The organism is Kitasatospora sp. NPDC005856, from assembly GCF_040629945.1.
Taxonomy (GTDB): domain Bacteria; phylum Actinomycetota; class Actinomycetes; order Streptomycetales; family Streptomycetaceae; genus Kitasatospora.
Window position 1 is genome coordinate 1 of record NZ_JBEXWT010000055.1, and the last position, 26,541, is coordinate 26,541.

Consider the following 26,541-nt stretch of genomic DNA (forward strand, 5'->3'; position numbering starts at 1 on the left):
AGCGGCCGAAGCCGCTCCCACTGGCCGTCAGTCAGATCACCCCTACTCCCCATAGTCGTATCAACGACTCAACTGATCGGCAGGACACGGCCTAGCTAGCCGCCCAGGATCATCGGCTTAGCGTTAACCGCTGTACCAAAGTGCCCCAAGGCCGTGTCAGGGATTGGCACCATGAGGATCCCAGCGGCCGGCGGCTTAGCGCCGGTTTCCGGTCGGATGTTCCTCGTAGAGTTCGCGGGCGGAGACGAGCCGTAGGGCGGGGCGTGAAGGTGCGAACTCGCTGAGTTCGAGCGCGGCCTCGCGCCAGTTGGCGGCGAGCTGGAGCAGGTATTCGCTGTCGTGGCGGTAGCCGGGCGGCGGGACGTCGGGAACGGCGGGCCACAGGATGGTGGCGGCGAACCGGATCGCGTGCATGGCCGCGGTGGCGTGGGGGTCGGGACTGCCGTCCTCCAGGCGCCGCAGCATGTCGAGCCGGGCGGCAGCGTCGATCAGGGTCTCGTAGGTCTGGGCGTACTCCTGCGCGCGGACGGTGGCGAGGTCATTCACGGTGGCCGCCTTCGGCGTTCGGGTGGGGTTGGGCCTGGAGGCGGTCGTGCAGCTCGGTCTCCTCGGCGGTGAGCGGCTCTCCGGGGCGGCGAACCTGTACGGGCTTGGGCCGAAGCGGCAGGCCGTCGTCGGCCGCGGCGGCTTCGGCTTCCGCGAGGGCCCGGTAGAGCGAGGCGACCGAGGGGGACTTGCCCGCGCTCTTGCCGGTCTTGATGGTGAGCTTCTTGGCGATGTCGGGGACGGGGACGCCCTTGTCCTTGAGCGCGACGGCGAAGGTGAGCATGTCGTCGTCGATGACCTTCGGCCGGCCGCCGTGGTTGCCCTTGGCGGCGGCGACGGCCTGGCCTTCGAGGGTCTTCTCCCGGATGTAGTTGCGCTCGATCTGCCCGGCGACGGCGAGGACGGCGAAGAACATGGCGCCCATGCCGTTGGGGTCGTAGATGCCGGTGAGCGGGCCGGTGAGGAGTTCGAGCTGGATGCCGCCGGCCTGGAGCTCGGCGGACAGCGTCATCAGCTCGGCCGCGTTCCTGGCGAGGCGCTTGAGCTCGTGGACGGTGAGGATGACCGGCGTCTCGGGGGCGGCCTCCTTGAACTGGTGGGCCAGGGCGAGCGCCGCCTCCAGCTCGGGCCGGACCTTGACGCGGGTGCTGATCTGCTCCTTGAAGACCTTGTGGCACTGGGCTCGGTGGAGGGCTTCGAGCTGACTGGCCAGCTCCTGGCGGACGGTCGAGGTCCTGGCGTAGCCGATACGGACCGGGCTCTCGGTGCGGGGCGCGGGCACGACGGCGAGCGCCGGGCCCTGCTTCCATGCGCGGCCGGGGTAGCGGTCGGCGGGGACGAGGACTTCGAGTTCCTCGCGGAGCGCGGGGACGAGGACGAAGCGGGGAGTGTGGTACTTCGCGGCGGTCTTCCCGCCGCGGGTGCGGCAGGCGGAACCGGCGGGCGCGTCACAGTTCGGGCAGTCGTGACGTTCTACCGCCAATGCGGCCCGATCGGGCGTGAGATCCATCCAGGAAGTCTCTCAGAAGTGTCTCGCACAACATGCGGGTTTCGAGAGGACTTTTGCGAACGGCGACCTGCGGAAACGTGATCACTACGGGGGTTCTCGCAGAACTCTCACAGATGAACATTTATGAGAATGACCGTCCGTCATGCTCGTGGCCAAGGGCGCCCGGTGGCGTCGGATGTCGTTCCGGTGTTCGGTGCCCCCGCGAGGGTGACGGCCTCCGTCGTGAGGGCGGGCGCAGTGGGAAACTGCGGGTCGTGTCTGGATTCGCGAGAGATCCGAAGTACTACGGGGACCGGCTGGTGTACGAGCCGCTGGAGAGCAAGTGGTCCCGCTACCACGCCCGGCACTGCGGGTGCGGTCAGGACTGGCTCGAAGCTCACGCTCTCCCGGCCGGGTTCACGGTGATCCCCCGGGGCCGGACTGGCTACTACGGGCTCGTCGGCCCCGGGCTGACCGAGGGCGTGGACGAGGAGGCGTTGACCGCGAACGCGCTGTGGGAGGCGGTGACCGGCAAACCGGGCACCCAGACCTGGTACGAGAGCGTGCACGTCACCTGCCGCAGCCCGGAGGCCGAGGCGGCCCGCAAGGCGGCCAACGACGAGTACGTGGCCGCGGACAGCGCCTTCGACTCACCCAGCAGCGCCAGGAACGGGCGGACCGTGGCGTACCGGGTCGCGAGCGCGGCCCGCATCGCGACCTCCGCCGAGTCCTCGTCCTCCGGCACAAGCGAGATGACCATGGCCGCCGCCGACATCACCGCCGCGCGCGGCGCGACCTTCTCCACGGCCGCCCACAGCGCCACGACGTCCAGGTCGGCGCCGTGGGTCTCGACGAGCTCCAGCTCCTCGAACAGCACCTTCGCCGCCCGCGCGAGCGTCCGCGACGCCTTCTCCAGCTGCGGCAGCGTCGAAAGCCGCTCCTTGTCCGTGGCCCGCTTCGCCGTGCTGATCAACCGGGTGGCCATGAGGACCTGGAACAGGTCCAGGGCCTCGTCGATCGCCTTCGCCTCCAGGTGCCGCATCACCGCCGTCAGCATCGCCGTGCGCTTTGGCTCCGCCGTTCGCTCCAGCAGCGGCGCCTTCGACCCGAGCGCGTACCGGGCCAGCGCCGCCAGCCGGTTCGGCGGGATCTGCGACAGCCGCAGCCTCCCGAGCTGGAACGCGCCGATCTCGTCCACCCGCTCCAGCGCGCGGGCGAACGCCGTCCCCGTCGTCCGCGTCGGCGGCCGGCGCAGCCGCTCCAGCTCCGAAACCCGCGCCCCCTCCGGCACCACGAGCGTCGCCACCAGATCCCCGGGCAGCGCCGCATCCGCCCGCCGGGCCGCCTTCGCGACCGTGGTGTGCAGCCGCTTCTCCGCGACCGCCCGCGCCTCGGACACCTGACGGGCCAGCACGCTCACGCCGGGCAGCAGCACCCGGTTCCGGCGCAGCCAGCCCACCGCCTGGTTGAACAAGGCCACCGGACCCTCGGCGTGCGTCCACGCCCGCCCGTGCAGGAACGTCCGGAACCGCCGGCCCCACTCCGCGTCCTCGTACGGGTGGTAGCCGTACGCGTCCCGGATCTCCCACGTGTGCTCGTACGCCGTCTTCGGCCGCTCTGTGTACCGCTTCACGCACGACGGATCCTCGATCCCGAGCTGCGCGGCCAGGTGGTCGACCACCGGCCACGGCACCGCGAGCGGGTCCTCCAGGAACAGCCCGATATACCGCAGCGTGCACATCTGGAGCGCGAAGCCCAGCTGATGGTGCTTCGTACGGCGCAGCGCGACCAGATCGCGGTCGACGTCGTCCAGGAAGAAGAACCGCTCCAGCTCCGGCCCAGTCGGCTCCTCGCGGAACCTCCCGTACGCCTCGGCCTGCTCATCAGTCAAAAATTCCACGGGCACGCGCCGGACGGTAGCCGCCCCTCACCCGTGACCGACGATCTTCCCCAGAAGCCCAGCGCGGTACCGGATCACTGTGCTAGCCGACCATGATCATTCTCAGCGCCAACGGCTGTACCGATGTTCCCCAGGGCCGAAGATGAGCTGGGACCGTCGGATGCGTAGGCTCAGGGCCGTGGCTGATCAGATACAGAAGATCGTGACGGGGCTGCCGGACCTGAAGGATGTCACCGGCGTGTGGGCGGTGGCCGACAGCCGGGTCGCGCAGGGGGACGCAGCCTTCGCTGCGGACCTTGGCATCGCTCTCGCCAGGACGCACGGCACCGGGGGGCAGATGTGGCAGTACAGAAGTGTCTTCGACCATCTGCTTCGGTTGTTGGCCACCACCACTGGTCCCGAGAATGTCGCCCAAGCGCTGCGGCTGGTCTCCTCGGCTGAGGTCGCCAGCACGAAGCTGGATCGCTACACCGCCTCGTTGCTGGCCTCCAGCCACGAGGCGACGGACCTGGCTGTGGCGTTCACCGGCCGCGCTTCGGAGGAGCTTCGGGCCTGCCTGGTCCACGAGCTGGTTCTCAGGGGTGTGGTCGTCGAGGAGATGCCGGGGATCGCGGGTTGGGCGACATCACCACATTGGAGTCATCACCCGCTGGGCTGGCTTCCCCTGACGCTGTCCGACATGGAACGAAGCGCCGACCTGCCGAGCTACAGCATCCGTGGCAGCGGTCACTCGATGCCGTACGGACCGTCGGAGAGCCGCGAACTGGCAGTGATCACCAGCGCGCGTGTCCCGTCGGCGGAGGAGACGACAACACAGGCCTCTGCCACGGCGATGGCCAAGGCCGTGGCGAACTGGGCTGAAGAGTCCAACGGGCGCATCGAGGCGCGGGTGTTCGACTTCGCCGAGCCCGTGGACGCCCAGCTGGTCCCGAACGCGCTTCTGACGCTGGGGCTGGAGTGTCTGGGCGGGGTGGGGAAGAAGACTGCTCTGTCGGTCGCTGGCCTCCCGCTGGCCCAGGCATGGCGAGTGCTCTTCGCCGCGGCGTCGACGGGAGGGGCATACAACTCCGGTTCCTATGGCGCCTACGGCCGGCTGGCGGCCTGGCAGTCCCTGGCCGCGCTGGCTGGAAGCCCTGAAGGCGCCACCGCTGGCGAGGCCGAAGCAGGTGTGCGGGACTGCGTCTGGCACGGCTTCGGCGCCGACACGAAGTGGTTCGAACAAGTGGCCTGGGACATCGGTCTGGCCGCTCTTGCGCCGGGCCGTCGACGCTTGGCCGTGCTGGCCGCGACGGACACCGACTGACGTTCCGTGGTCCGTGGGTTGAGCCGGTAGCGCTCGCCCACGCGGGGACGGTCCCCCAATCCAGTGCCGTCGTGGTCGGGCTCTGCGCTGCCGGTCAGCAGGCGAAACCGGACTCGAGAGAGATCTGAGGCACCTGTAGCTCAGCCAGGCTTCCTCTGCGAGGGGTCAGCTGAAGACTACCGGCCCGTTCGGCAGTTGGATCGTGTTCGTACAGCCCAGTGGTGCCTTGGTGATCGCCTGGCGGGCGAACTCCACGGACAGCTCGGCCATCTTCTGTCGTCCGGGCGGCGGGTTGGATGAACCCTCCGGTGTCCGGAGTGCGAGGGCCGCCGTGTAGTACCAGGTGCGGTCCGGACCGTCGGGCGTCGTCTTGACCACGCAGGAGAAGCGCACCACGGAGGAGCGCTCGCCGGCTTCGCCGTCGGAGAACGGCAGGAAGTCCTTCGCCACCTGCTGTCCTTCGTTGTGGATGCGTTCCACCTCGGTGGCGGCTCCGACTGCGGTGACGACCAGCCTCCGCTGGTTGTCACCGCTCACCGTGCACGACAGGTAGGCCGGTGCGGACTCCGTGGAGGGTGTCCCCGATGCTCGCCTACGTCACCGCGGCGGGCATCCAATTCGTTCAACTTCGCTCATCAATCGGCGAATTACAGGCATGAGCATTCAATCAGAGACTGTTGTCCTACTCTTTCCGGACAGCGCCGGATCGGGTGGCCGGAAGGCCTTGCCTCGCCGCTCGGCGCTGGCCATGATGGGCCTGAGCCTCCGGCATATGCCGCCGGGGGCGGCCCGTGTAGCCCGGGTGTGCGTCGAACCGCCGCCCGGCCCCCTGGACGGATCCGCCACTCTCGAGCGGCGTGACTCCCCAGGCCGCAAGCCGGTTCCACTGACTCCGCTGCGCAGTCAGATGGTCCGTGCGACCCACCACTCGAACCCCTCGAGCCCGCTCGCGTATTCGCGCGCAGCACATCCGCGGGCGCCACCACCCTGCTGGGACCCCCTACCGGTTCCATCCCCTCACCGAGAGAAGGATTTGTCATGCGCACGCTCACCGCGCGTCGGATCGCCGCCGCGGCCGGCATCGCCATAGCCCTCATCACGGCTGTCCCCGCCAGCGCCACCCCCGGGGCGCTGGACACCACCTTCGGCACCGGCGGCAAGGTGACCACCGACTTCGGAGCCACCCCCTCGCTCCCCGACATCGCCAACGCCCTGGCGATCCAGCCCGCCGACGGAAAGATCGTCACCGCCGGCCGGGACGGAATCAACGTCCCGGCCGCCGGCGGCAACGCCCAGTTCGCCCTGGCCCGCTACAACACCAACGGGACCCTGGACACGACGTTCGGCCCCTCCAGCGCCGTCCCCGGCACCGTCACCTTCTCGTTCCTCGCCGCACCCAACACCAACTTCGCCCGGGCCGTGGCGATCCAGCCCGCCGACGGGAAGATCGTCGTCGCGGGGCTCGCCGGCCCGAACGAGCAGACCGCCAACGTCGCGATCGCGCGCCTGAACACCGACGGCAGCCTGGACACCTCCTTCGGCACCGGCGGCAAGGTCCTGCTCAACGTCTCCGGCGGACTCGGCGACGGCATCCGCAGCCTGGTTGTCCAGCCGGACGGAAAGATCGTCGGCGCCGGCGCGGCCGGACCCAACGCCCTGCTGGTGCGCCTGAACTCCAACGGCACCCTGGACACCACCTTCGGCGGCGGCCTGGGGCTCACCACCCTGCAGCTCGGCACCACCAGCCACTTCTTCGGCCTCGCCCAGCGCAACGACGGCAAGCTCATCGCCGGCGGGTTCTCCGTCAACACGCTCACCAGCGTCGACAACTTCCTCGCCGCCAGGTTCAACACCGACGGCAGCCTGGACACCACCTTCGGCACCGGCGGCTCCACCAACGTCTCCTTCGGCCCGCTGTCCGACCTCGCGTTCAGCATCGCCCTGACCAACGGCGGCAACAACGGCAAGATCGTCCTCGCCGGCCTGGCGCAGTCGCCTGACCCGTTCAACGTCATCGGGGCCGGCGCCTTCGGCCTGACCGAACTGAACGCCGACGGCAGCCTCAACCTCGCGTTCGGCACCCTCGGGAAGACCACGACCAAGGTCAGCCTCCTCGGCGACGAGGCCCGCTCCGTCGCCATCGGCCCCGCCGGCAAGATCTACGCCGCCGGCGAGAGCAACGAGGTCTCCCCCTTCCCGCTCGACCCCAACACCGGCGTGCAGACCGTGGTCCGCTACACCTCCAACGGCCTCATCGACACCAGCTGGGGCACGGCGGGCGTCGTCACCACCTCGTTCGGTATCGGCGGTGCCTCGGCCCGCGGCGTGGCGCTCGACTCCAGCAACCGCCTGGTGACCAGTGGCACCGCCACCGTCACCAAGCCCGACCTCGTGCCCGGCTTCGACTTCACTGCCGTGCGCTACCAGACCAACTGATCCGACAACGCACGCCCTGGGCCCGGAACCGCCTCGGTTCCGGGCCCAGGGCGTGCGCCTGGAAGGCCATCATGGGCTAACGTGAACCGTGGTATCTCCAAGTTGGCCTCGACCAGCTTCTCCAGCGCGATGTTGATCAGATCCGCCGGGTTGTTCTTCGACGCCGCCGCCACCCGCATCGTCCTGGCCGCGACGGCCGGACAGCGCGAGGCCACCGGGTGCCAGGACCGTCCGGACTGGACGGCCGACCGGTCGTACTGCTCCGCCGGCGGACGTCGTACCGGACGCGGGGACGCCGGGCATCATCCTGTCGCGGGCGGCCCGGTTGAGGCCGCTCGGATCGAACCGCTCGGCGGCTTCCGGCACGGGTCCCGCGTCGCCGGGCGCGTCGCTGACACCCACGTCCTGAGCGCCGGTGTACGAGGGGTCGGACCGTATGCGGGTCAGCGCCGGAGAAGACCGGCCAGCACACGCAGCACGACCAGAAGATGGCGGGACAACAACTCCAGGACTCGCACGGCCGCGTTGCGACGATGACTCCGACGCGACCACACCGCGGGCAGGACAACGCCCAGATAGAGCAGCAGGAACACGGCCAGGACGACGGCGCCCGGCGAGAAGAGCACGGACGCATCGGTTCGGAGGTCATCGGTGAATGGCACGGAGGATCCCTTCGTGGAGAACACTTCGGCAGGAACTCTCCCTGTCCGGTGGTTCCGTACGGAACCCGGATCGTCGGTTTGTAGAGTCGAAGCCGAAACCGGGAGGCCATCGGGCATAAGCCCAAGGGCCGTCCAACGGCAGGGCGATACGGATCGGACAGGCGGGACGGCGTGCACGGCGGTGCTGAGGAACGGTTCCGAACGGACCTGCGGACCCTGGGGGAGTGGCGCCTCAGCAGGCTCAGGCCGGCACCGACCCTGCGCAGACTCGCGAGCGGCGCCCAGGTCGCGTCGCCCTCGACGGTCGGCGGCTGGCTCACCGGACGCAACCTGCCGACGTCCGCGGAGCGTCTGATCGGGCTGGTACGCGTGATTGGTGCCGAGGCGAAGCGCCAAGGAGTGGAGCCCCTGCCCGACGAGAGGCATCTCTTCGACCCCGACCACTGGCGCCGCCTCGACCGGGCCGCTACGGCCGAGCGGACCACGGGGAAGAACAGCGGGACCGCGCTGCAACCGGCCCCGGCGCCCGGCACCGTCGGCCCCCTCGACCTGCCACGCCCGCTGGCCGACTGGCAACCCGAGCGGCTTGGCGTACACGCGGCCATCGCCGACCCGCTGCGGACAGCCGCGAAAGGCTTCGTGCTCCCGGCATACATCCCCCGCCGCCACGACCACGAGTTGCGGGACCTTCTGACCGACGCGGCATCCGGAACCGACCCCGTCCTGCTCGTGCTGAGCGGGTACAGCTGCACCGGGAAGACCCGTACCGCCTACGAGGCGGTCGCAGCCTGCCTCGCCGACTGGACACTGGCGTATCCGAAGGATGCCGACAGTCTGTGCCGACTGCTCGTCGGCGACGCCCTCGGCACCCGCACCGTACTGTGGCTCAACGATGCCCAGGAACTGCTCGCCGGCCACGGCGGCGAGACCGCGGCCGCAGCCCTGCGCCGACGGCTCGAACAGCCAGGGCCGCTGGTGATCATCGCCACCCTCTGGCCGAACCACCAGGACGGACTGACCGCCCACCAAAACGATGCCGCTCGTGACCGCCACTCCCAGGCCAGAGCCCTGCTCACGGCGGCCCGCGTGATCACTGTCCCGACGGCCTTCGACAACTCGGCCCTGGGACAACTGCACGAGACGGACGACGGATCGCTGGCTGTCGCCGCACGGACCGCTCCGGACGGCTCCATCACCCAGACCCTGGCCGGTGGGCCGGCCCTGGTCCAGTGGTACGAGCAGGCCGACGGAGCACAGAACTGCTACGGCAAGGCCGTTGTCACGGCCGCGATGGACGCACGCCGACTCGGCCACACCTCCCCGCTCCCGCTGACGCTGCTGCAAGCGGCCGCACCCGGCTACCTGACGGACGCCCAGCGCGCCGCAGCGCCGGCCGACTGGTTCGAGACAGCACTGACCTTCGCCCGGACCAGGGTCAAGAACGTGGTGGCGGCACTCGGCGACGTTGCCCACGAGCACGGCATGGGCGCCAGGCCGGGCGTGTGCCGCCTGGCGGACTACCTCGACCACCACGCCCGGACGGCTCGGCGCTTCTGCTTCCCACCCGCCTCGTTCTGGTACGCCGTCGAACAGCACGCGGCGACCGCCGCCGACCTGTACGAACTGGCCCGCTCCGCAGAGCGGCGGGGGCGGCTGCGCCTGGCCGCCGCACTGCTGCGCCGAGCGGCGGACGGAGGGCACAACCCGGCCTGGGAGGCGATCGTCACGATGATGGCGTACCGGGACCTGACCGAGGAGGCCGAGCCGCTGGCGCGATCCGCCCTGCGGAACGGGGACCCGGAGCCGATGCTGGCCCTGGCCTGGACACTCGACGAGTTCGGCGACCCGGAGGGGACCGCGCGGCTGGTCCGGGAGGCGGCAACCACCGGGCGGGCGTCCGCGCTGATCTCGCTGGCGGCGGTGCTGCCCAACGGCCCGGAGGCGGAGGCCGCGTTGACGGACGCCATGGCACTCGGAGACGCTGGGGCTGCCTATGAGCTGGCCGAACTGCGCCGGAAAGCGGGCGACCTCGCGGAGAGCGAGCGGATCCTGTGGCTGGGCGCTTCGGCGGGCGACCAGAACGCCAGAGGCGCACTGGTGACGCTCAAATGCGAGGCCGACGAGTGGGACGAGGCCGAGCGCCTGGCGCGGTCCTTCGCGGAACACGGCGACGGATTCGAACTGGCCATGATGGCGATGGCTCGGTGCTCGGACGATGACCTGGCCGAGGCCGAACGGCTGGCCTGGGCAGTTGTCGAGCTCGCCGACCGGGACGTGCTCGGTGAGTCGAAGCGGTCTTGGCCGGGCGGCACCTTTGCCGCCGTCATGACACTAATGGGCTTGCACGTCGACAATGAGGCCGGCACAGAGGCCGTTCTGCACCGCCTCGCGGAGTTCCGGAACCCGCAGACCTGGGCAGTGGCGGCCTGGCAGCTGGAGGGGCGTGACCAGGGCCGGGCCGAGGCTCTGCACCGCCGCGCGGCAGAGCGGGGCGAGCTCTACGCGCTGGAGCGGTTGGCGATGCTGGAGCGGTACCGGAAGGCACCCGAGGCCGAGCACACGCACCGTGCCGCAGTTGACGCCGGCGGTGGGGTCGATCCGCTCAGCACCTTCTGGGACGCGGATGGCAGGACTGAGGAGGCCGAGCGCGCGCGTTGCTATGGCCTTGAGATCGACGGCTCCATTGCCGACCCCTGGCCGTTCCAGTCACCGACGCTCGACAGCAGTGAGTGACGCTGCCGGACCGATCACGCCCCCGGCCCACACCGCGACCGAATCGGCCACCGCCGTTGACCGGCATCAGCCCTTGCGGCGGTTTCCGCCTCCGGCGTCGTCGGCGCCGGCCCCGGCCGGGCGGTGAGCGTGTTCCTGCGGATACGCGCGGCCCCGAGGAGAAACACTCCTGCCCACGTCGGTACAGTCGGGCGCACCCACGGCGCTTCGCCGCTGTGGCCAGGTGATGGAGATCGATGGACAGTGCGGGAGCCAAGGCTGGCCGAGACCTCCGACATGGTTTCGGGTGTGAACGGCAACGCGGAGGCGACGTGCTGAGCGTGCCTCGAACGACCGGACCGTGGCACGGCCGTCGCTACCGGCCCCGCTGAGCAAACGGTGGGGGAAGGCTGCGGGGCGTCCGTGCGGGAGGGCGAAGAGCCAGTCTCTCCACGAGGGCGTGGAGGCCGGGGTCGGCGCCCGGGGCCCGGTTGTCGAAGAGGACATCGGTCAGGGCCGCGGTACGGGCGTCGACCAGGAATCCGGCGGCCCGTGTCATCCACATCTGGTGCTTCTTGGCTTCGAGGTAGTCGCGCAGGAACCGTCGGGGGTCTGCCTGCCCCTGCCCGTCGAGGTGGCTCATCCAGATCAGGAGGTAGCTGTCCTGCCGCGTGGAGCCGCTGATCATCGCCATGGTGTGCGGTGCGCGGTTCTTCCGGCTCCTCCGGACCAACTGTTCTGCGACACGGCCGAACTGGCGCTGGGTCTTGGCGGATCCGGTGAGCATGGTCGCACCGGTGGCCAGCCACCCCGGGGCCCTGGTCGTCGCGACGGCGTCCACGAGGGCCTGAAGCGCGGGATCGCTGTTCATCGTGGGCGATCCTCCCCGAAGGGCAGTACAAGACAGGTGGTTTCCGGGCTATTTTAGACAACCGCCAAGGAAACCCACCCTCTTAGCAGAATCACGCGCCCCCTCACCCCGCCTTCCCCACATACATCAACCACTCTGCAACTAAGTGCATGGGCTCCCTTGGCGATTGTCTAAAATGGATCGAAGTGCAAGGGATTCCCGGCAACCACGACCGGGGATCCGCCGTGACGGTGCGAACGACCCGGCCGGCGAACAGGGAGGGCCCGGGGCGTGCGCGGGCTGGTCCGAGCAGGTCTTGGGCTTCGAGGGTGCAGGCGCGGCGCTGGCCGGCACGGTGAGGTGGTCGGCGGCGAGTCGGGCAGTGGTGCGGGTGCTCCACCCGGTCATCCCGTCCATGGAATGCGTCCTGCGTCCATCGGGTGTGTTCCGCGTCGACTGGGCCGCTGTGCGCGCCACCGTGCCCTGCCGGCCTTCCCTCGCTGGCCAAGCTCCCCACCGTCGCGAGCTGACCCCCTCGGCTGCGGCGCCGGCTTCGTCCAGCGCAGGACGGCGGCCGGGTTCCCGCACGGGAACCCGGTGCTCCACCATGACCACCTCGCCCTGCGCATCCACGACGGCGCGTTCTCCGCCATGGACCTCACCGCCCGTCACCCGCGCACCGGCGAGCTGCTGTCCACCGTAAAGTTCATGGTGCAGACCCCTCGCCGCCGCTGGCGAACTCCAGCGCGAGCTGACCTATGACGGGCGCCGCCCCGCCGTCCCGGCCGACAAGACCGACGACGTCCGCACCGCGTACCTGGACGGCCGCTCCATCCCCGCCCTCGCCCGCGACCACGCTGTCAGCCGCGGCGCCATCCGCACCGCAGTCGCCGACCTCCTGCCCGAGCACACCACCGCCGGCCCCGAAGGCGCCCGTCACCCTCGACATCGGTGGCGCCCCCGCAGTCCTGCCGGACACGGCGCGGCCGTTGCGCCACCGTTTGCCCGTCCGGGTGTTGATCCCGACGATCCGACACGCTTCGCTGCTGTTCATACCTTGCCTGCACGAGCTGAAGGTAGACGCGCCGTTCCTCGGTCAGACGCCTCCCCCGGTTAACCGAACGGTCCCGGATCTCGAAGTCCATTGCATCCCCTGAACTGGGGTGCTGCAACGACTCATAGAACCCAAGGACGCAAGGGGGCCGCCGTCGTTGTGCGGGGTCTCGTGGCCCGCTCGGGGTTCGGGCCAGGACCGTTGCCTCTACGGTGCCGGTGTCGGCCAGCGGCGGCGCGTTCGGCTACGCCGTGGCGGCGTCGTCCGGGCGGGTGGTGCGCTCGGCGGCCTCGAGAGCCGCCCCGTCCGGGCAGCTGCAGGCGCAAGGAGCGGGTGCGGGTTCCGATAGTGCAGTGCGCGGTAACGGTGCGGCTCTCGATCTCTCCCCACCCAGCGCCAAGGCCGGCGACGGCCGGATCACTGACGGCCAGGCGGAGCGCGGCGCCGGGCCATGGGGTGGTGACCAGCAGGGTGGTGCCCTCTTCGCGCAGGCGGGCGTGCAGGCGTTGGGCCTGGCGCGGTTGGATGGGGGTGGTAGGCCGCAACACGATCACCCCGAAGACGCCCTCGCGGGCGAGCGGGGAGGTCACCTCTGCCCACTGCGTCCCGGGGGAGTCGACGGTTGCGAGCCGGTCGTAGGGTTGTGGGGCTGTGGAGGTTCCCTGTCCCTTTCAGCATGTTGAGTCGCCGATGGCCGACGGCGCGGCCACCACAGTGACGGAGGCCTACCGGCGGGGTAGGACAGCAGATGCCCTCGTCAGCAGTACCAGGTCACTCCGAAGGTGATCCGCGGGTGACTGGCCTCAGCGGGCGGGCTCCGCGTCCTGGTCGAGGTGGCGAGCGGTGTCCTGGATCAGGGTGCGGAGCCAGCGGTGGCCGGCGTCGTGGGTGTGGACGGGGTGCCACCAGAGGGCTTCGTTGATGGGGCCGGCGTCGAAGGGGCAGGGGATCACGCGCAGGGTCGAGGGCAGGGGCATGGCCTCGGTCAGGCGGCGCTGGAGGACGGCGATGCGGTCGGTGCCGGTGATGTAGAGGGGCAGGGCGAGGAAGCTGTCGGTGACCGCGTGGGGGCGTAGTTGGCGGCCGGTCTCGGTGAGGCGCTGGAGCATGAACGGGGCGTTGTGCGGGTCGAACTGACCCAGGACCCAATTGAGGACAGCGAGGTCCTCGGTGCTGGGCGGGTTGTCGGCGGCGGGGTTGTCGCGGTCGACGAGTGCGACCCATTCGTCGGTGAACAGGGGCAGGTTGGGCATCCCGTGGAAGAGGCTGCCGTGGGGGGCGATCAGCCCGTCGACGGTCGGTTCGGCGTCCTCGCCGGGGTGGGTCTCGGGCATGCCGAGGCGCCGGAAGCGCAAGGTCGCGCGGGGAGCCTGTTTCTCGAAGGCGTCGAGCAGCCTCGGCCCGAGGACGGCGGCCGTGTAGTCGGCGACGGACAGGGTGAACTCCCGCTCCGAGGTGGCGGGTTCGAACTGCGACTTGGTGGCGAACAGCCGGTCGGAGAGTTCCAGGACGGAGCCCGCCTGCTCCTGGAGCTGGGCGCCGAGCGGGGTGAGCTGGTAGCGGTTGCCGACCCGCTCCAGGAGCTCGTCGTCGAAGTGGCGGCGCAGGCGGCCGAGCATCGCGCTCGCGGCCGGCTGGGTGACGCCGATGCGCTCGGCGGCGCGGCTGACGTGTCGCTCTTCGAGCAGGGCGTGCAGGGCGACGAGGAGGTTGAGATCAGGGCGGGCGACCATGCCCCCAAGGTAGCAGTCGTGTTTATGGAGCGATATTCATCATTGATTTCCCGTATACGCGTCGGGCGGCAAGACTCGAATCCATGAACCAGAACCCCCAGCCCCTGGCCCTCACGAACGCCCTGCTGATCGACGGCACCGGCGCCCCGGCCGTCCACGGCGCGACCGTCGTCATCACCGGGCACGAGATCACCGTCGCGGGTGCAACCGTCGCCGTACCGGAGGATGCGGCCGTCGTCGACCTGCGGGGCAAGGCCGTCCTGCCGGGGCTGATCGACGCCCACGTGCACCTGGGCGGCCTCGGCTTCCACCACGCCCCGCCCTTCGGCGGCCGGGAGGCCACCGGCCACTACGCCGTGCCCCGCACGGACGCCCTGCGCCACGGGGTCACCACCCAGCGCAGCCTGGGCGACTTCCTGCACGACAGCATCGCCGTGCGCGACGCCGTCGAGGCCGGCACCCTGCCTGGCGCGCGCCTGGCCGTCAGCGGGCCGAGCTTCCAGGTCGAGCACGGCCACCCCAACGGCACTGTCTGGGGCGGGGACGACGCGTGCCTGCGGGAGGCCGCCCGGACACCGGAGTCCGCCGCCGAGGCCGCGGCGGCGGTCGAGGACCTCGCCGCCGTCGGCGTCGACCTCGTCAAGATCATTATCTCGAACAACGCGATCTTCGGCCCGCCCCGACCGGAGCTCAAGATGCCCTGGCACCTCGTCGAGGCCATCGTCGACGCCGCGCACGGGCACGGGCTGAAGGTCGCCGCCCACACCGAGACGGTCGAGGACTCCCGGCGCGCGGTCGACATCGGCGTCGACGACATCGAGCACCTGCTCCTGCGCGCCGAGGACCCGCACGACGAGGCCGCCCTGGACGACCTGTTCGCCCTCATGGCCGCCCGCGGCACCTACCTCGTGCCCACCATGGTGGCCCACCAGCTCCACGCCACCGCCGACACCGACGCCCGCACCCTGCGCTACGGCAACCAGGCAGTGCGCCGCGCCTACGAGAGCGGCGTGCGCCTGGGCGTCGGCTCCGACGCGCACTCCCGGGGCCTGCACGGCTGGAAGCTGCACAGCGAGCTGATCATGATGGTCCACGACCAGGGCATCCCCGCCCACGCCGCCCTCACCGCCGCGACCCGCACCAATGCCGAACTCCTCGGCCTCGCAGACCGGCTGGGCACCGTCGCAGCGGGCAAGACCGCCGACCTGCTGATCGTCTCCGGCAACCCGCTGGAGGACATCACCGCGATCACCGGCGTGCACCAGGTGATCCAGAACGGCACCGTCGTGACCGACAACGGCGCCTGACCCCCCTCTTCTCCAGCGAGGCCCTGCCCGCCCGCCCCTCCCACGTGCCGCCGCTCGGTTCCCGAACCGGGCGGCGGGCTCAGGACCCGGCCCCGCTCACCACCTGTTCTCCCGTCCCCGAAGTGGGTCCCACCATGTCTTCCCCCCAGACCTCCCCGCACACGGCACAAAGTTCCCCGGCCCCGGACCCGCTGCGCTGGAAGGCCCTGATCTTCATCGGCATCGCACAGCTCATGGTCGTGCTCGACGGCACGGTGGTGAACATCGCGCTGCCCCACGCCCAGGCCGCCCTGCACATCCCGGACACGAACCGACAGTGGGTGGTCACCGCCTACAGCCTCGCCTTCGGCGGCCTGCTGCTGTTCGGAGGCCGGATCTCGGATTTGTGGGGCCGCAAGCGCGCCTTCATCACCGGCCTGGCCGGATTCGCCGCCGCCTCCGCCCTCGGCGGCGCCGCCGTCAACGAGGCCATGCTGCTGGCCGCCCGCGCCGGCCAGGGCGTCTTCGGCGCCCTGCTGGCCCCCGCGGCGCTGTCCCTGCTCTCGGTCACCTTCACCGCGCCGAAGGAACGCGCGAAGGCCTTCGGCATCTACGGCGCCATCGCCGGCGCCGGCAGCGCTATCGGACTGCTCCTCGGCGGCCTGCTGACCGAATACCTGAACTGGCGCTGGGTCATGTTCATCAACATCCCCTTCGCCGCCGTCGCCGCCACCGGCGCCCTCGCCTTCGTGCGCGAGCGCGAGCCGGCCCGCAACCGCGACCGCCTCGACATCCCCGGCGTCCTGCTGGCCACCGGCGGCGTCGTCGCCCTGGTCTACGGCTTCACCAAGGCCGCCTCCGCCGGCTGGAGCGCCGGCATCACCCTCGCCCTGTTCGCCCTCGCCGCCGTCCTGCTCGCCGCGTTCGTCACCGTGCAGGCGAAGGTCAAGAGCCCGCTGCTGCCGCTGCGCGTGATCACCGACCGCAACCGCAGCGGCGCCTACCTCGCCCTCGGGCTGGCCATCGTCGGCATGTTCGGGCTGTTCTTCTTCCTCACCTTCTACCTCCAGGACGTCCGCGGCTACTCACCCGTCACCACCGGCTTCGCCTTCCTCCCGATGGTCGCCGGCATGATCACCGGCTCCACCCAGATCGCCGCCCGCCTCCTGCCCCGCATCCCCGCCCGCCTCCTGATGGGCCCCGGCATCATGCTCGCCGCCGCCGGCATGCTCATCCTCACCCAACTGTCCACGACCAGCTCCTACGCCACCGTCACCCTGCCCGGCATGCTCCTCCTCGGCACCGGCATGGGAACGATGTTCACCCCCGCCATGAGCCTGGCTACCTACGGCGTCCAGCCCCGCGACGCCGGCGTCGCCTCCGCGATGATCACCACCTCCCAGCAGATCGGTGGCTCCATCGGCACCGCCCTGCTCAGCACCATCGCCGTCAACACCACCACCGGCTACATGACCGCCCACCACGGCGGCCCCGCCCTGACCGCCCAGGGCCTGGTCCACGGCTACACCACCGCCATCGGCTGGGCCGCCGCCATCATGACCGTCGCGTCCGTCGTCGCCTTCACCCTCATCAACGCCCGCAGCGACGCCTTCGCCCTCAAGACCGGGGCCGCCACCGACCAGGACGCCGTACCCGCCGCCGCCCACTGACCCCTCGTGAGCCGGTGCCGGCGGGAACCGGCACCGGCTTGCGGCTGTTGTCAGGTGTTCGTCGGGGAGTGTCATGAATCAGCTCTGACCCGTAATCGGTGGTAACCGAGTGTGATTCAGGCAGGAGGATGCGGCGGAGGAGCGCGAATCCGGCCCGCCCGTGCATCTGCCGCATGATCCGCTTGGTGTGGGTGTTGACGCCCTCGGTGCGGCCGTTGTGGTGGGGCAGGGTGAGGCCGGCGTCGACGGCGGCTCGGTCGAGTTCGAGGCCGCGGATGAAGGAGTGCGGATGGGGAAGGCCGGCGGCGCGTGCGGCGATGATCCATTCGGTGAGGCGGGCGCCGTTGGCGGAGGCGGGGACAAGCAGCTCGGCGAAGGTATGGACGAGCCGGGAGAGTTCCGTCATGTCCGGGCAGGCGGTGGCGAGGACCTGCTGTGCGACATCCCGTGAGTTCCCCTGGGCCCCGCTGAGTCCCTGCCCCTGTGGCCAGGAGGTTCTTCCCCCTTCGTGTGTTCTGCCGCGTTGTGACGTCACTTCGGGATTCTTGAAGCGTTCTCACGTCGTCCGGCCGATCCACGGTCGGACTGAAGGCGAGGTGGCTCGGGTTGGCGGCGCTGGCAGTCGTACGGGACCTGCGTGAGCGCTGGGCGCCGGCGTCGGCGGAGGAACTGGAGCGGTTCGAGACCGACGTGCTGTCCGGGTTCGTGCTCGCGCGGGCCTCAACGGGGCTGACGGACGGCACGATCCGCGGAGACGTCGAGCACCTGGAGCAGATCAGGACCTGGTTCGGCCGGCCACTGTGGGACATGGAGCCTGCGGACGCGGACGCGTACTTCGGGAAGGTGCTGAGGAACTCGCCGAGCGGCACCCGGCTGGCTCGGTCACAGGCCCTGGGCACGTACTTCCTGTTCCTGGAGCTGCGGCACAAGGTCGAGATCCACCGGATGACCGGGCGTGTGGTCGAGTGCCCGATCGACGAGGTGAACCGCCCGCGCAGGTCCAAGGACGCGGCGTTGCGAATCCCGCCGACCTGGCCGGAGGTCGAGACCCTGTTCACCGGCTGGGGCGGCGATCTGGCCACCTGCCGAAAGTTCGCCCCGACCGCCAGGAACTACACCGCGGCGAAGCTGATGTCCCAGGTCGGCCTGCGAGTGAACGAGGTGTGCAGGCTCGACCTGGCCGACATCAAGTGGCACCTGGGCCGCTTCGGCAAGCTCCACGTCCGTCACGGCAAGGGCACCCGCCTTCGGGTGGACACGCGAACGCTCCTTGGAGGGGGTCATCGCCAAGCGCCTGGACTCGCTGTACCGGGAGGGCGCGCGCTCGCGGGACTGGATCAAGGTGAAACACCTGAGAGTGGCGGACGTTGTGATCGGCGGTTGGCTGCCCGGCGGCCCGGGCGGTACCTCGGTGCGCGCCGTCCTGGTCGGCGCGCGCCTGGAGACCGGTGGCCCGCTGCTGTTCGTCGGCTCGGTGAGTAGCGGCATGGCCGGGCCCGAGCGGCGCGCCCTGGCGGCGGCGCTGAGCCGCCTCGCCGTCCCGGTGTCGCCGTTCACCGCGAGTGGGGCCGGGTTGGGGCTTCCGCGCGGCATCGAGGTGCGGTTCGTACGGCCCACGCTGCACGCCGAGGTGGAGTTCCTGGAGCTGACCGACACAGGCCGGCTGCGTCAGCCGGTGTGGCGGGGACTTCGGGACTGAGGCCGACATCAGCGACGAACTCGCTGATCGGATCCCGCCCAGTTAACAGGATCGACTAGTGGGCGCTATGCGGGAATCCGACAGATAAGTATCGAAAATCTTCCAGGCTTCTTCTATGCGACGCGGAAGAAATCGGCCGTAGCGTGCGTGTACGCCGCCATATTTTCGCCCTGAGCGCAAAACCGGGAGTCGGCCCGTTTCACCCAAAGCCGACCGGCTCCCGTCCGCAGAGTCCTCCAGAGGACCCTACGAAGGGGAGCCTACCCCATGCTCCGATTGCCGCACGCGCTGGGCCCGAGCTCAGGAAATACAGGAGGACGGTTTTCCCGCGCCCTCGTGGGGTCGTCCTACCTCGCTCTTCTAATCGCCCTGCTGACCTCGGGCCCGTACAGCCTGTCCGACGTCCTACTTCTCATGACGCCGTTCCACTCGCCGATCATCTTGTGGAGGCGAGCGTCGAAGTCGCAGCGCCCCAGCTTGGGGGCCGAAACCTCATTCACTGCTCTGATTCTTGCATGCCTATCCATTACGGGGTATGCCGCATTGGCCATCTCGTGCCCTGTATGCGACACCGTGCTTTTCGTGAGCACGGTTATCAGTTTCTTCTCCGCTCAGTTCCTCAACCTTCCGGGGGTCAGCATGTAAAGGGATAATCGAAGGCGGCATGGTCGGTGGCTTCAGAAGTCGAAGTCACCGACCATTTAGTTCGCCAAAATGCAATATGAAGACGCCCTGGGCGCAGACCGACTGGAGCGCAACTCTGGCATGATCGGCGCCCCGGACCAGGTCGAGGAGGGGCTGCTGATGGGGACGCTGACCACCATGGGCGTCGCGGTGGTCACCGCGGTCGTCACCACGTTGGTGACGTCGCGGTGACGCCGCGCACCGAGCGGTGGGGGCTGCGGTAGAAGGCCGCGTTCACCGCCCGGGACGGCTTCCGACAGGCCTTGGAGACGGTGCTGGTCACGGTGCCCCGGCTCCAGGCGCCGCCGCGCGGTGACGGTTCCGGGTTCGCGGAGCGCCTCGAGGCCGAGAGGGAGCGCTGCCGCGACCGGGTCGAGGAGGCGACCCGGATGCTGCTGGACGACTGCGCGCCGTACGTCCTCACCTACACCCACCGCCTGGGCGTCCACCGGCAGCTGGGCGGCTTCATCATGTCCGTGCGTGCTGTGTGGCTGAGCAACCTGCCCGAGGAGGACCGACTGCGGCTGGTGCTCGGCCTCACCGAGCAGGCGCACGCCGTCTTCTTTCCCTCCCGGTGGCACCCGCTGCGGTTCGCCGCTGCCCGGGAGCAGCTGGATCTGTTGTTGGAGGAGGTGTCCGGCCTGCTGGCACTGCCTGGTGCACCCGACGGGGACGCGGCCGGGCCTTCCCCGCTGGCTGCGGTCGTCGAGGGAAGCGGCGCGTAGCGGCCGGCGCCGCGCCGGCCCGGGCCGATGCTCTCGTACGCTCCTTCCCTCTCGCTGGTGCACTCCGGCGAGCTGGCGCGTGGAGCAAGCCCGACGCCACGGGGTGATCCGGCCGACGCCACAGCGGCCGATTGGCTCTCCTTCCGGGGTTCACCGCCCGCCACCCGCGTACCGGCGAGCTGCTGTCCACGGTGAAGTCACGCGTCGGCCTCCCCGGTCCGGTGGGCCTGCCGGGCGGCGACCTTGGCCATGGGGTGGTCGGCGGCCTCGCCGCGGTCGCGCTCGTACTGGTCGCCGGTGTTGCTGGTCGGGGACCAGCGGCCGTGCCGGTCGGCGGCCTCCTTGGAGGCGCCGGCGGCGCGGGCGGCGGAGCGCCCGGCGGAGCGCCAGTCGTGCGCGGTGAAGCTGCGCCCTGCTCGTCGACCGCGTACCCGGCGGCGTGGACCAGGCGCTGGCTGATGTCGTTCACGGTCCCGGCGGCCATCCCGGCGCGAATGTTGCCCCAGCGGTCGATGCCACGCAGCAGCCGCCCGTCGGTGGTGCCGCGCTCGGCGAGGTGGCCGCGCCAGGTGCGCAGGGCCGCGAGCGGGCACAGCGCGTCGCCGCGCGGGCAGGAAGACCTCCACCCCGCGTCCGGCCTGGTCGGTCTTCGACTTCCGGAACCGGACGTGGACTCCGGGCCACTCCGGGTCGCTGGAGATGCGGGCGTCGGCGAGGTTGAGCGCGGCCAGCTCGGAGCGGCGGGTCCAGGCGTTGAAGGACAGCGCGACCAGCAGCCGGTCGCGGGCGCCGGCCGCCGTCGCCGGGTCGCACCGCGTCGCGATGTCGAGGGCCTGGTCGGCCGTCACGATCGCGCTCTGGCGGCGGGTGCGGCCGGCGTCCGCCAGCTGCCCGCCGTGGTCGCGGATCAGGCGCCGGGCGTGCCGGGTGCCGGGCATGCCGTCGAAGCCGGCCTCGGCGTGCACCGCGCGCGGCGGCGACCGCCTGGTCGAGCGAGGCGACGGACAGCGGCCGGCCGGTGCGCGCCGAGACGGTGTCGGTCAGGGTGCGCACCCACTCGGTGAGCGTCTCGGCGGTCATCGGCAGCGCGACCGGCCCTCGGTGACGCACCAGGCGGCCGCGGCGGTCCACCACCGCTCGTACGCCCGGAGCGTGTTCGCCGGCACCGCCTGGCGGAGCTTCTCGCGGGTGCGGTCGGTGAGGCGGTAGTCGGCGTCGGTCCACGCGGAGACGTCGGCGAGCACCTGGTGGTCGCGCGGGCGCACGACCAGCTCGGCGGAGCGCGGCGCCGGATGGTCCGTCAGGGTCACTCTCTCCCCCTCGGTAAGGAGCATTATCTGTGGCAGAACCTCACCAGCGCCCCGAAGTCGACGGACCGTCAGGCGCCCACCAGCAGCGATCCGGGCTTAACGCCAGTTTTCGTTTCGGTGTTCCTCAACCCCCGGGGCGGCAGTACATGCCGGCCACGTGGCCGCAGCCCTCCCCTATGCTCAGCCCGTGCATCCGCTCTCCGACAGCCGCAACCCGTTGATCGCGGCATTCCCAACCGAACTCGCAGACGATGCCGAGGCAGTCCTTGCGGTCATGCCTGCTTCGCGTTTCCGGCCTCTTGCCCAGTTCTCGGTCGTCGTCGAGGGCGAGGAAGTCTCCATCCCCGGACGTCTCTACAACGACGAGCCGCCCGCTGACCTGGTGGCGTTGCTCTCGTCGCGCCAACGACAACTTCTGCACTGCTTGTACTCGAGGCATTGGGACGGAAGGGTAAGGCAGCGCCATCTGGCGGAAGTCGTTGACTCCGCGGACCCGTGGGTCATCCCCTTCGTCATGCAGTTGGTCGGCGAGTACGTCGTGGAGATCCTGGTCGTCATATGCGATGCGCTCCATGATCTCGCTACGCCGGGTACCCGGGGACACCTCGCCTACGGGCAGTTCATCGTGGACAACCCGGCCTTCTTCGCACGCACTCAACGGCGGGTGGTGAGCTACTGGAACTGCTACTACCGCGCCCTTCACGCGAGCTTCCGGGGCTACCCGGGATGCACTGTTCTTGACCTCCTACTGTCTGCTGCCTCCGACAGGGCGGGGCACCCGTGGCCGAACCTCGCTCCTGCCACCGGCATCAGGGCGGACGGTTTCCGCTGAGGAATCGACGTGCAGGATTCGCCGGGGGCGATCAGGTGCATCGTCTGGAACGCATATCAGGCGCTTGACTCGACGCGCGCTTACGCCGCAGGGCACCGCGCCGCGATCATCGAACTCATGGAACCGGACCAGTCAGAAGTAACTGGGGCATCCTCTTCAGTGACTCGTGATCGGGAGCCGACTTCGTTTGACCTTGACACAGTGACAAGGTCTTCACTGCTTCCCAAGTCACCAAGCAACAGCGATACGCGTCCACGTAGGATCCGATGGATGCGCGACTACACCTTCGATACCATCGCCCCGGGCGCCACCCAGGAACAGTTTTTCCGCGCCGTAGAGAAGACCCCCGTCGGCTACCTCAACTACCACGGCCCCTTCTTAGTTCACCAGAGCTCTCCACAGGTGCGGACGCTTGACGCTGAGCTGCGGTTTGAACGCCGTCACACCGCAGCCCTCGCGGAGCTCCTCTCGGGCACCGACGAAAGAGTCAAAGGTACCTTCCGGTTTCACCTGAAACCCGATCCCCTGATCATGGTCTACAACGACTATGTGTACCACCCTTATCACGACTACGCCCGATGCATCGTTGCCATGGCTTCTTTGCTTGCCGACACCGACTTCTCGCTGTGCCTCAGGCACGAAAGCGACAACGGTGACTGGAGCTTCCTTGTCGACCGCTACCGCATCACCGACGGGAAGCTCCAATGGCTGCGCACCCAGACGCCCTATGACGACCTGGACTCATACCTTCTGTCGGTCGATGCACCCTGATTGGACACCGCCCGCTTCCGCCTCGTGCCCCAACTCGCCAAGGCGCTCAACGTACCGACCCCGGCCGCACGCAAGCCGGGGTCCGCGTGAACCCAACTTCCCCGGCCGGTGAACACCGGCGCCGAACCGGTCGGGCACGTCCGCCTCGGCTACGCCCGTGCCTCGACCGCCCGGCCGTCCCTCCACGCACAGCTCGACTCCCTCGCCGAGGCCGGGGTCACCCGCATCTTCTCCGAGAAGATTTCCACCCGCGCCACGAAGCGGCCGAAGTTGGAGGCCGCGGTGAAGCTCGCCGGGGAGATCCGCTCCTCCGGCGTCGCCGTCACCCTCGTCGTCCACGAGCACAAGCGGCTCGGCCGCGGCATCGAACTCGCCATGCTCGCCGAGGAGCTGAAGGCGAGCGACGTCGGTTTGGAGTTCCTCGCCGGTGAGTGAAGGGTTCGTGTTCACAGTGCCCGAGGCCATGTCGGGCATGGAACGCGAGTACATCCGCGACCGCACCTCGAAGGCTACGAATCCGCCCGCAAACGCGGCAAGACCATCGGCGGCGCGGGCGTGACCGACGAGTTCGTGCTCTTCATGGCCCTCCATCTGCGCAACCAGGAGATGAGCCTGAGGCCGTGGCCGCCGTCGTGCCCGGATCGAGGATCCAGCGCGGTCCGGAGGGACGAGGCCGACGCCCGCGACTACCGCGTGTCCTTCGCCCGCCTCGCTCGCCGCATCCCCGGAGCCTGCTCCACCGCCCTCAAGGACGGCGTCCAGGAGATCGCCGACCTCCTCACCAGCCGCCGGATCACCGACCCGGGCGAGCTTCAGTACGACAACCACCGGGGCCTGGTGGCCGCCTGCACCACCGGCAGGGTGCGGGCCCTGCTCACCCCCGACTGCCGGCGGTACCGGTCCGCCCAGCGCTTGGCCGTGGTCGGGGAGACCTGGAAGCGCTCGGCGGCCCGCCGCAGCGGCCAGCCGTCCTCGACCACGCATCGGGCCAGGCGCAGGCGTCCGGTCTCGGTCAGCGGTGCGTTACGGTGTGGCATGAGGGCCTTTCTTGGCGTAGGTGCAGATGTCGCAATCCACACCGAGCCAGAAGGCCCTCACTCATTTCAAGATCACCACGCCGTGAACCCCGTCACCAACCTCCGTGGTCAGTACACCTAGACCGGGACGAACTGGCTGGTCACGTCACCGACGCGGTCGGGCTCGTTGACCAGGTCGAGGACCAGTTCGCCGTTCCCCTTGCCGAAGTCGAGCTGTCCCAGCTCGACCCACACCACGTTCGGGCTCGTGGTCGACTCGAAGAAGTAGCGCTTCTCGGTGCAGTCGGAGACGGTACGCCAGCGAGTGGGCGAGATGTTCGGCTTGGTGGGGTCGTCCGGGGCGCCGAACGGGGCGGAGGCGTTGCGGATCACGCTGAACACGTAGGCCGTGGCCGTGCGCATGTCCTCGGCCTGCGGAAGCAGCGCGGAGTAGTACGCGGCACGCGCGAAGCGGTCGAGCGACTCGATGCCTCCGGGCAACTCCTTGTCACCCCCGTACGCCGGGTACTCCTGCTGGATCTCCAACTGCTTCTCGTAGGGCGGCTCGTTCGCCATCACGGTGTACTGCGTGCCTTCGTGCACGGAGGTCTCGCCGTCAAGGAACTCGATGATGGCCGAGTTGCCGCTCGGGTCCGCGCGGGAGATGTGGCCGGTGCCGGCCTTCCCGCCGATCTTCATCTCGATGAGCTGCACGCAGCTGGTCTCCAGCCACTTGACGGCGTCGGCGACGGTGGAGAACTGATCGAGCAGGCACTGGATCGCGGAGACACAACGGCCGCACCGAAGGCGTGAACACCCACACCAAGAGGATCATGCGCCAGATGCACGGCCGAGCCGGGTTCCCCCTGCTCCGACACCGCATCCTCCTCGCCTGAATCACAGACGGTTACCACCGATTACGGGACAGAGCCGTTCTTAACAGACCCCCCGGGCTACCGGGCGGCCCTTCCCGAACGGCCTCCGTCTGCAGGTCGGTGCACCGCAGGGTGGGGAATCGCGTAAGCACGTCTGAAGAGCGCCCGAGCACGGGATGGGGAAATCCAGGGATCCTCATCACGGTGAGGGATCGGGCTGTTGGCAGGTTGCAAGGAGGTCGGCGGCGTGGTCGGCCAAGAGCGGCAGGAGCACGGAGCAGGGCGAGCAGGGCGAGCGGGGCTCGTCTCGTCCGAGCCGGTTGGCGAGATGGATCGCCGGATCGGCTTTGGTGGTGCTGCGGCCCGGGGCTGCGATGGGCCGGGAATTTCGGTGGGGCCGGTCCTTGGGCCCGGCCGGCGTCGCGAGGTGGGGGTTTCGCGTCGGCGTCCCGGGTGCGGGTCAGAGTGGCAGGACCAGGCGGTGGTGGCCGGGGTGCCAGGTGTAGCCGAGGGTGGTGTTGAGCGCGGTCATCGCGGTGTTGGCGGCGGCGACCTCGGTGCGGGCAGTGCGCAGGCCGGCCATGGCGAGGTGGTGGTGGGCGTGGAGTTTGAGAGTGCGGGCGAGGCCGCGGTGGCGCCAGGGGCGGGCGACGGCGGTGTAGGTGAGGTGGCAGGCGCGGGGGTCGGGGGTGGCGTGGGCGGCGGTGACGGCGACCAGGCGGTCCTGGTGTTCGGCGAGGTGGATCCAGTCGGGGCGGTGGGCCGGACCGGTGAGGGTCTCGGTGTGCCACTGGTCGTAGTCGGGGAGCGCGTCGGCGTAGCCGGGGTTGTCGGGGAGAGTGGCCAGGTAGAGGCCGTGGAGCTGCCGGGCGGGGTCGGGGGCGGTGGTGGTGGCGAGCGTGGTGAGTCGGACGCCGGGCGGGACGGCGGGGAGCGGGGCGGGAGAGGGGCGGAGGGCGGTGATGGCGGAGCGGATGTGGGCGTCGACGGTGTGGCCGCGGTCGAGGAGGGGTGGTAGGAGGTGGAGCCCGGTGTCGGGGAGTTCGCTGAGCAGGCGGGCGGCACCGACTGTGCGGGCCCAGCCGGTGAGCGCGTCGACCAGGGCGAGGTGGAGATCGGGGGAGTCCGCGGTGGTGTGCGAGGCGATGTCGCCGGGCGGGGTCCAGGGGGCGCGCCAGGCGGTGGCATAGCCGACGGCCCGGCCGGTCCGCTCCTCGGCGAGCAGGCGGATCCGGCCGTGGCCGATGAGCTGGCCGTCGGGGCCGGCGGTGAGGGCGTCGGTGGCGGGGAGGGCGGCGTCCTCGGCGGCGAGGGCCTCGGTGGTGACGGCGAGGAGCCGGGCGAGCGCGGGGTAGTCGGCGGGGGTGCGGAGCGGGCGGATCATGCGTCACCTTCCGGTCTGGGCGGACGAGTTCGGCGCATTCATATCACGTGTGACATTGCACTCGGCGGGGAATTACAGGCCACTCGTTCGATGGAGACCGATGAG

22 protein-coding genes and 3 pseudogenes are annotated in these 26,541 nt (G+C 70.0%); 11 read left to right on the plus strand and 14 right to left on the minus strand.

The window, feature by feature from the left end; genetic code table 11:
• Positions 1-195: 195 nt before the first annotated feature.
• From ABZ449_RS27540 to ABZ449_RS27550, 3 genes and pseudogenes are all read right to left on the minus strand, one after another.
• Positions 196-546 carry a hypothetical protein gene (locus tag ABZ449_RS27540; RefSeq protein WP_360351207.1) on the minus strand — a complete coding sequence of 117 codons (351 nt, stop codon included), beginning with the start codon at positions 544-546 and terminating at the stop codon, positions 196-198.
• The gene (locus tag ABZ449_RS27545) at positions 539-1,555 is read right to left on the minus strand and encodes a recombinase family protein (RefSeq protein ID WP_360351210.1); all 1,017 of its coding nucleotides are present in this window, start codon (positions 1,553-1,555) and stop codon (positions 539-541) included. The genes ABZ449_RS27540 and ABZ449_RS27545 overlap by 8 nt, the downstream gene beginning before the upstream one ends.
• 604 nt (positions 1,556-2,159) lie before the next feature.
• Positions 2,160-3,440, minus strand: a pseudogene (locus ABZ449_RS27550) (DUF4158 domain-containing protein); the annotation flags it as partial.
• 172 nt (positions 3,441-3,612) lie between these two features.
• On the opposite strand from ABZ449_RS27550, the gene ABZ449_RS27555 reads away from it, so the two are divergent.
• Positions 3,613-4,737 (plus strand): DUF6183 family protein, encoded by a 1,125-nt coding sequence (locus ABZ449_RS27555; RefSeq protein ID WP_360351213.1) that lies wholly within the window; start codon positions 3,613-3,615, stop codon positions 4,735-4,737.
• Positions 4,738-4,902: 165 nt separating this feature from the next.
• On the opposite strand, the gene ABZ449_RS27560 is transcribed toward ABZ449_RS27555, so the two are convergent.
• A complete protein-coding gene (locus ABZ449_RS27560) occupies positions 4,903-5,274 on the minus strand; it encodes a hypothetical protein (protein WP_360351216.1) in 372 nt (123 codons plus the stop codon).
• A 501-nt stretch (positions 5,275-5,775) separates the two neighbouring features.
• Between ABZ449_RS27560 and ABZ449_RS27565 the strand changes: the two genes are divergently transcribed.
• Positions 5,776-7,173, plus strand: coding sequence for a delta-60 repeat domain-containing protein (locus ABZ449_RS27565; RefSeq protein WP_360351219.1), 1,398 nt, complete (start codon positions 5,776-5,778; stop codon positions 7,171-7,173).
• Positions 7,174-7,616: 443 nt separating this feature from the next.
• On the opposite strand, the gene ABZ449_RS27570 is transcribed toward ABZ449_RS27565, so the two are convergent.
• On the minus strand, positions 7,617-7,835 hold the full coding sequence (locus tag ABZ449_RS27570) for a hypothetical protein (RefSeq protein ID WP_360351222.1): 219 nt from the start codon (positions 7,833-7,835) through the stop codon (positions 7,617-7,619).
• A gap of 171 nt (positions 7,836-8,006) precedes the next feature.
• Between ABZ449_RS27570 and ABZ449_RS27575 the strand changes: the two genes are divergently transcribed.
• Complete coding sequence (locus ABZ449_RS27575) at positions 8,007-10,568, plus strand: hypothetical protein (RefSeq protein WP_360351225.1); 2,562 nt, start codon at positions 8,007-8,009, stop codon at positions 10,566-10,568.
• Between the two features lie 355 nt (positions 10,569-10,923).
• Here ABZ449_RS27575 and ABZ449_RS27580 read toward each other — a convergent pair whose 3' ends face one another.
• From ABZ449_RS27580 to ABZ449_RS27590, 3 genes are all read right to left on the minus strand, one after another.
• The gene (locus ABZ449_RS27580; protein ID WP_360351228.1) at positions 10,924-11,418 is read right to left on the minus strand and encodes a hypothetical protein; all 495 of its coding nucleotides are present in this window, start codon (positions 11,416-11,418) and stop codon (positions 10,924-10,926) included.
• 685 nt (positions 11,419-12,103) lie between these two features.
• Positions 12,104-12,346, minus strand: a complete 243-nt coding sequence (locus ABZ449_RS27585) for a hypothetical protein (protein WP_360351231.1) — start codon at positions 12,344-12,346, stop codon at positions 12,104-12,106.
• Between the two features lie 908 nt (positions 12,347-13,254).
• Complete coding sequence (locus ABZ449_RS27590; RefSeq protein WP_360351234.1) at positions 13,255-14,184, minus strand: LysR family transcriptional regulator; 930 nt, start codon at positions 14,182-14,184, stop codon at positions 13,255-13,257.
• An 83-nt stretch (positions 14,185-14,267) separates the two neighbouring features.
• Here ABZ449_RS27590 and ABZ449_RS27595 point away from each other — a divergent pair, with 83 nt between their 5' ends.
• Positions 14,268-15,491 (plus strand): amidohydrolase family protein, encoded by a 1,224-nt coding sequence (locus ABZ449_RS27595; protein ID WP_360351237.1) that lies wholly within the window; start codon positions 14,268-14,270, stop codon positions 15,489-15,491.
• A gap of 134 nt (positions 15,492-15,625) precedes the next feature.
• On the plus strand, positions 15,626-17,140 hold the full coding sequence (locus ABZ449_RS27600) for an MFS transporter (protein ID WP_360351240.1): 1,515 nt from the start codon (positions 15,626-15,628) through the stop codon (positions 17,138-17,140).
• A 121-nt stretch (positions 17,141-17,261) separates the two neighbouring features.
• On the opposite strand, the pseudogene ABZ449_RS27605 reads toward ABZ449_RS27600, so the two are convergent.
• Positions 17,262-17,567, minus strand: a pseudogene (locus ABZ449_RS27605) (transposase); the annotation flags it as partial.
• Between the two features lie 843 nt (positions 17,568-18,410).
• On the opposite strand from ABZ449_RS27605, the gene ABZ449_RS27610 reads away from it, so the two are divergent.
• From ABZ449_RS27610 to ABZ449_RS27620, 3 genes are all read left to right on the plus strand, one after another.
• A complete protein-coding gene (locus ABZ449_RS27610) occupies positions 18,411-18,839 on the plus strand; it encodes a hypothetical protein (protein ID WP_360351242.1) in 429 nt (142 codons plus the stop codon).
• A 714-nt stretch (positions 18,840-19,553) separates the two neighbouring features.
• Positions 19,554-19,715, plus strand: coding sequence for a hypothetical protein (locus tag ABZ449_RS27615; protein WP_360351245.1), 162 nt, complete (start codon positions 19,554-19,556; stop codon positions 19,713-19,715).
• Between the two features lie 71 nt (positions 19,716-19,786).
• Complete coding sequence (locus ABZ449_RS27620) at positions 19,787-20,248, plus strand: hypothetical protein (protein ID WP_360351248.1); 462 nt, start codon at positions 19,787-19,789, stop codon at positions 20,246-20,248.
• Positions 20,249-20,445: 197 nt separating this feature from the next.
• On the opposite strand, the gene ABZ449_RS27625 is transcribed toward ABZ449_RS27620, so the two are convergent.
• Together ABZ449_RS27625 and ABZ449_RS27630 are read right to left on the minus strand one after the other, a co-directional pair.
• A complete protein-coding gene (locus ABZ449_RS27625; RefSeq protein WP_360351250.1) occupies positions 20,446-21,213 on the minus strand; it encodes a hypothetical protein in 768 nt (255 codons plus the stop codon).
• Positions 21,214-21,324: 111 nt separating this feature from the next.
• Positions 21,325-21,558: a hypothetical protein gene (locus ABZ449_RS27630; RefSeq protein WP_360351253.1), complete on the minus strand. Its 234-nt coding sequence runs from the start codon at positions 21,556-21,558 to the stop codon at positions 21,325-21,327.
• A gap of 187 nt (positions 21,559-21,745) precedes the next feature.
• Here ABZ449_RS27630 and ABZ449_RS27635 point away from each other — a divergent pair, with 187 nt between their 5' ends.
• The 3 genes from ABZ449_RS27635 to ABZ449_RS27645 all read left to right on the plus strand — a co-directional run bounded on the left by ABZ449_RS27635 (position 21,746) and on the right by ABZ449_RS27645 (position 23,596).
• Complete coding sequence (locus ABZ449_RS27635) at positions 21,746-22,390, plus strand: hypothetical protein (protein ID WP_360351255.1); 645 nt, start codon at positions 21,746-21,748, stop codon at positions 22,388-22,390.
• A gap of 270 nt (positions 22,391-22,660) precedes the next feature.
• Positions 22,661-23,161 carry a hypothetical protein gene (locus ABZ449_RS27640; RefSeq protein ID WP_360351258.1) on the plus strand — a complete coding sequence of 167 codons (501 nt, stop codon included), beginning with the start codon at positions 22,661-22,663 and terminating at the stop codon, positions 23,159-23,161.
• A 108-nt stretch (positions 23,162-23,269) separates the two neighbouring features.
• Positions 23,270-23,596 carry a recombinase family protein gene (locus ABZ449_RS27645; RefSeq protein ID WP_360351260.1) on the plus strand — a complete coding sequence of 109 codons (327 nt, stop codon included), beginning with the start codon at positions 23,270-23,272 and terminating at the stop codon, positions 23,594-23,596.
• A 449-nt stretch (positions 23,597-24,045) separates the two neighbouring features.
• Here ABZ449_RS27645 and ABZ449_RS27650 read toward each other — a convergent pair.
• The 3 genes and pseudogenes from ABZ449_RS27650 to ABZ449_RS27660 all read right to left on the minus strand — a co-directional run.
• A pseudogene (locus tag ABZ449_RS27650) lies at positions 24,046-24,198 on the minus strand (leucine zipper domain-containing protein); the annotation flags it as partial.
• 117 nt (positions 24,199-24,315) lie between these two features.
• The gene (locus ABZ449_RS27655; protein ID WP_360351340.1) at positions 24,316-24,957 is read right to left on the minus strand and encodes a linear amide C-N hydrolase; all 642 of its coding nucleotides are present in this window, start codon (positions 24,955-24,957) and stop codon (positions 24,316-24,318) included.
• A gap of 555 nt (positions 24,958-25,512) precedes the next feature.
• A complete protein-coding gene (locus ABZ449_RS27660; RefSeq protein ID WP_360351263.1) occupies positions 25,513-26,436 on the minus strand; it encodes a GNAT family N-acetyltransferase in 924 nt (307 codons plus the stop codon).
• Positions 26,437-26,541 lie beyond the last annotated feature (105 nt).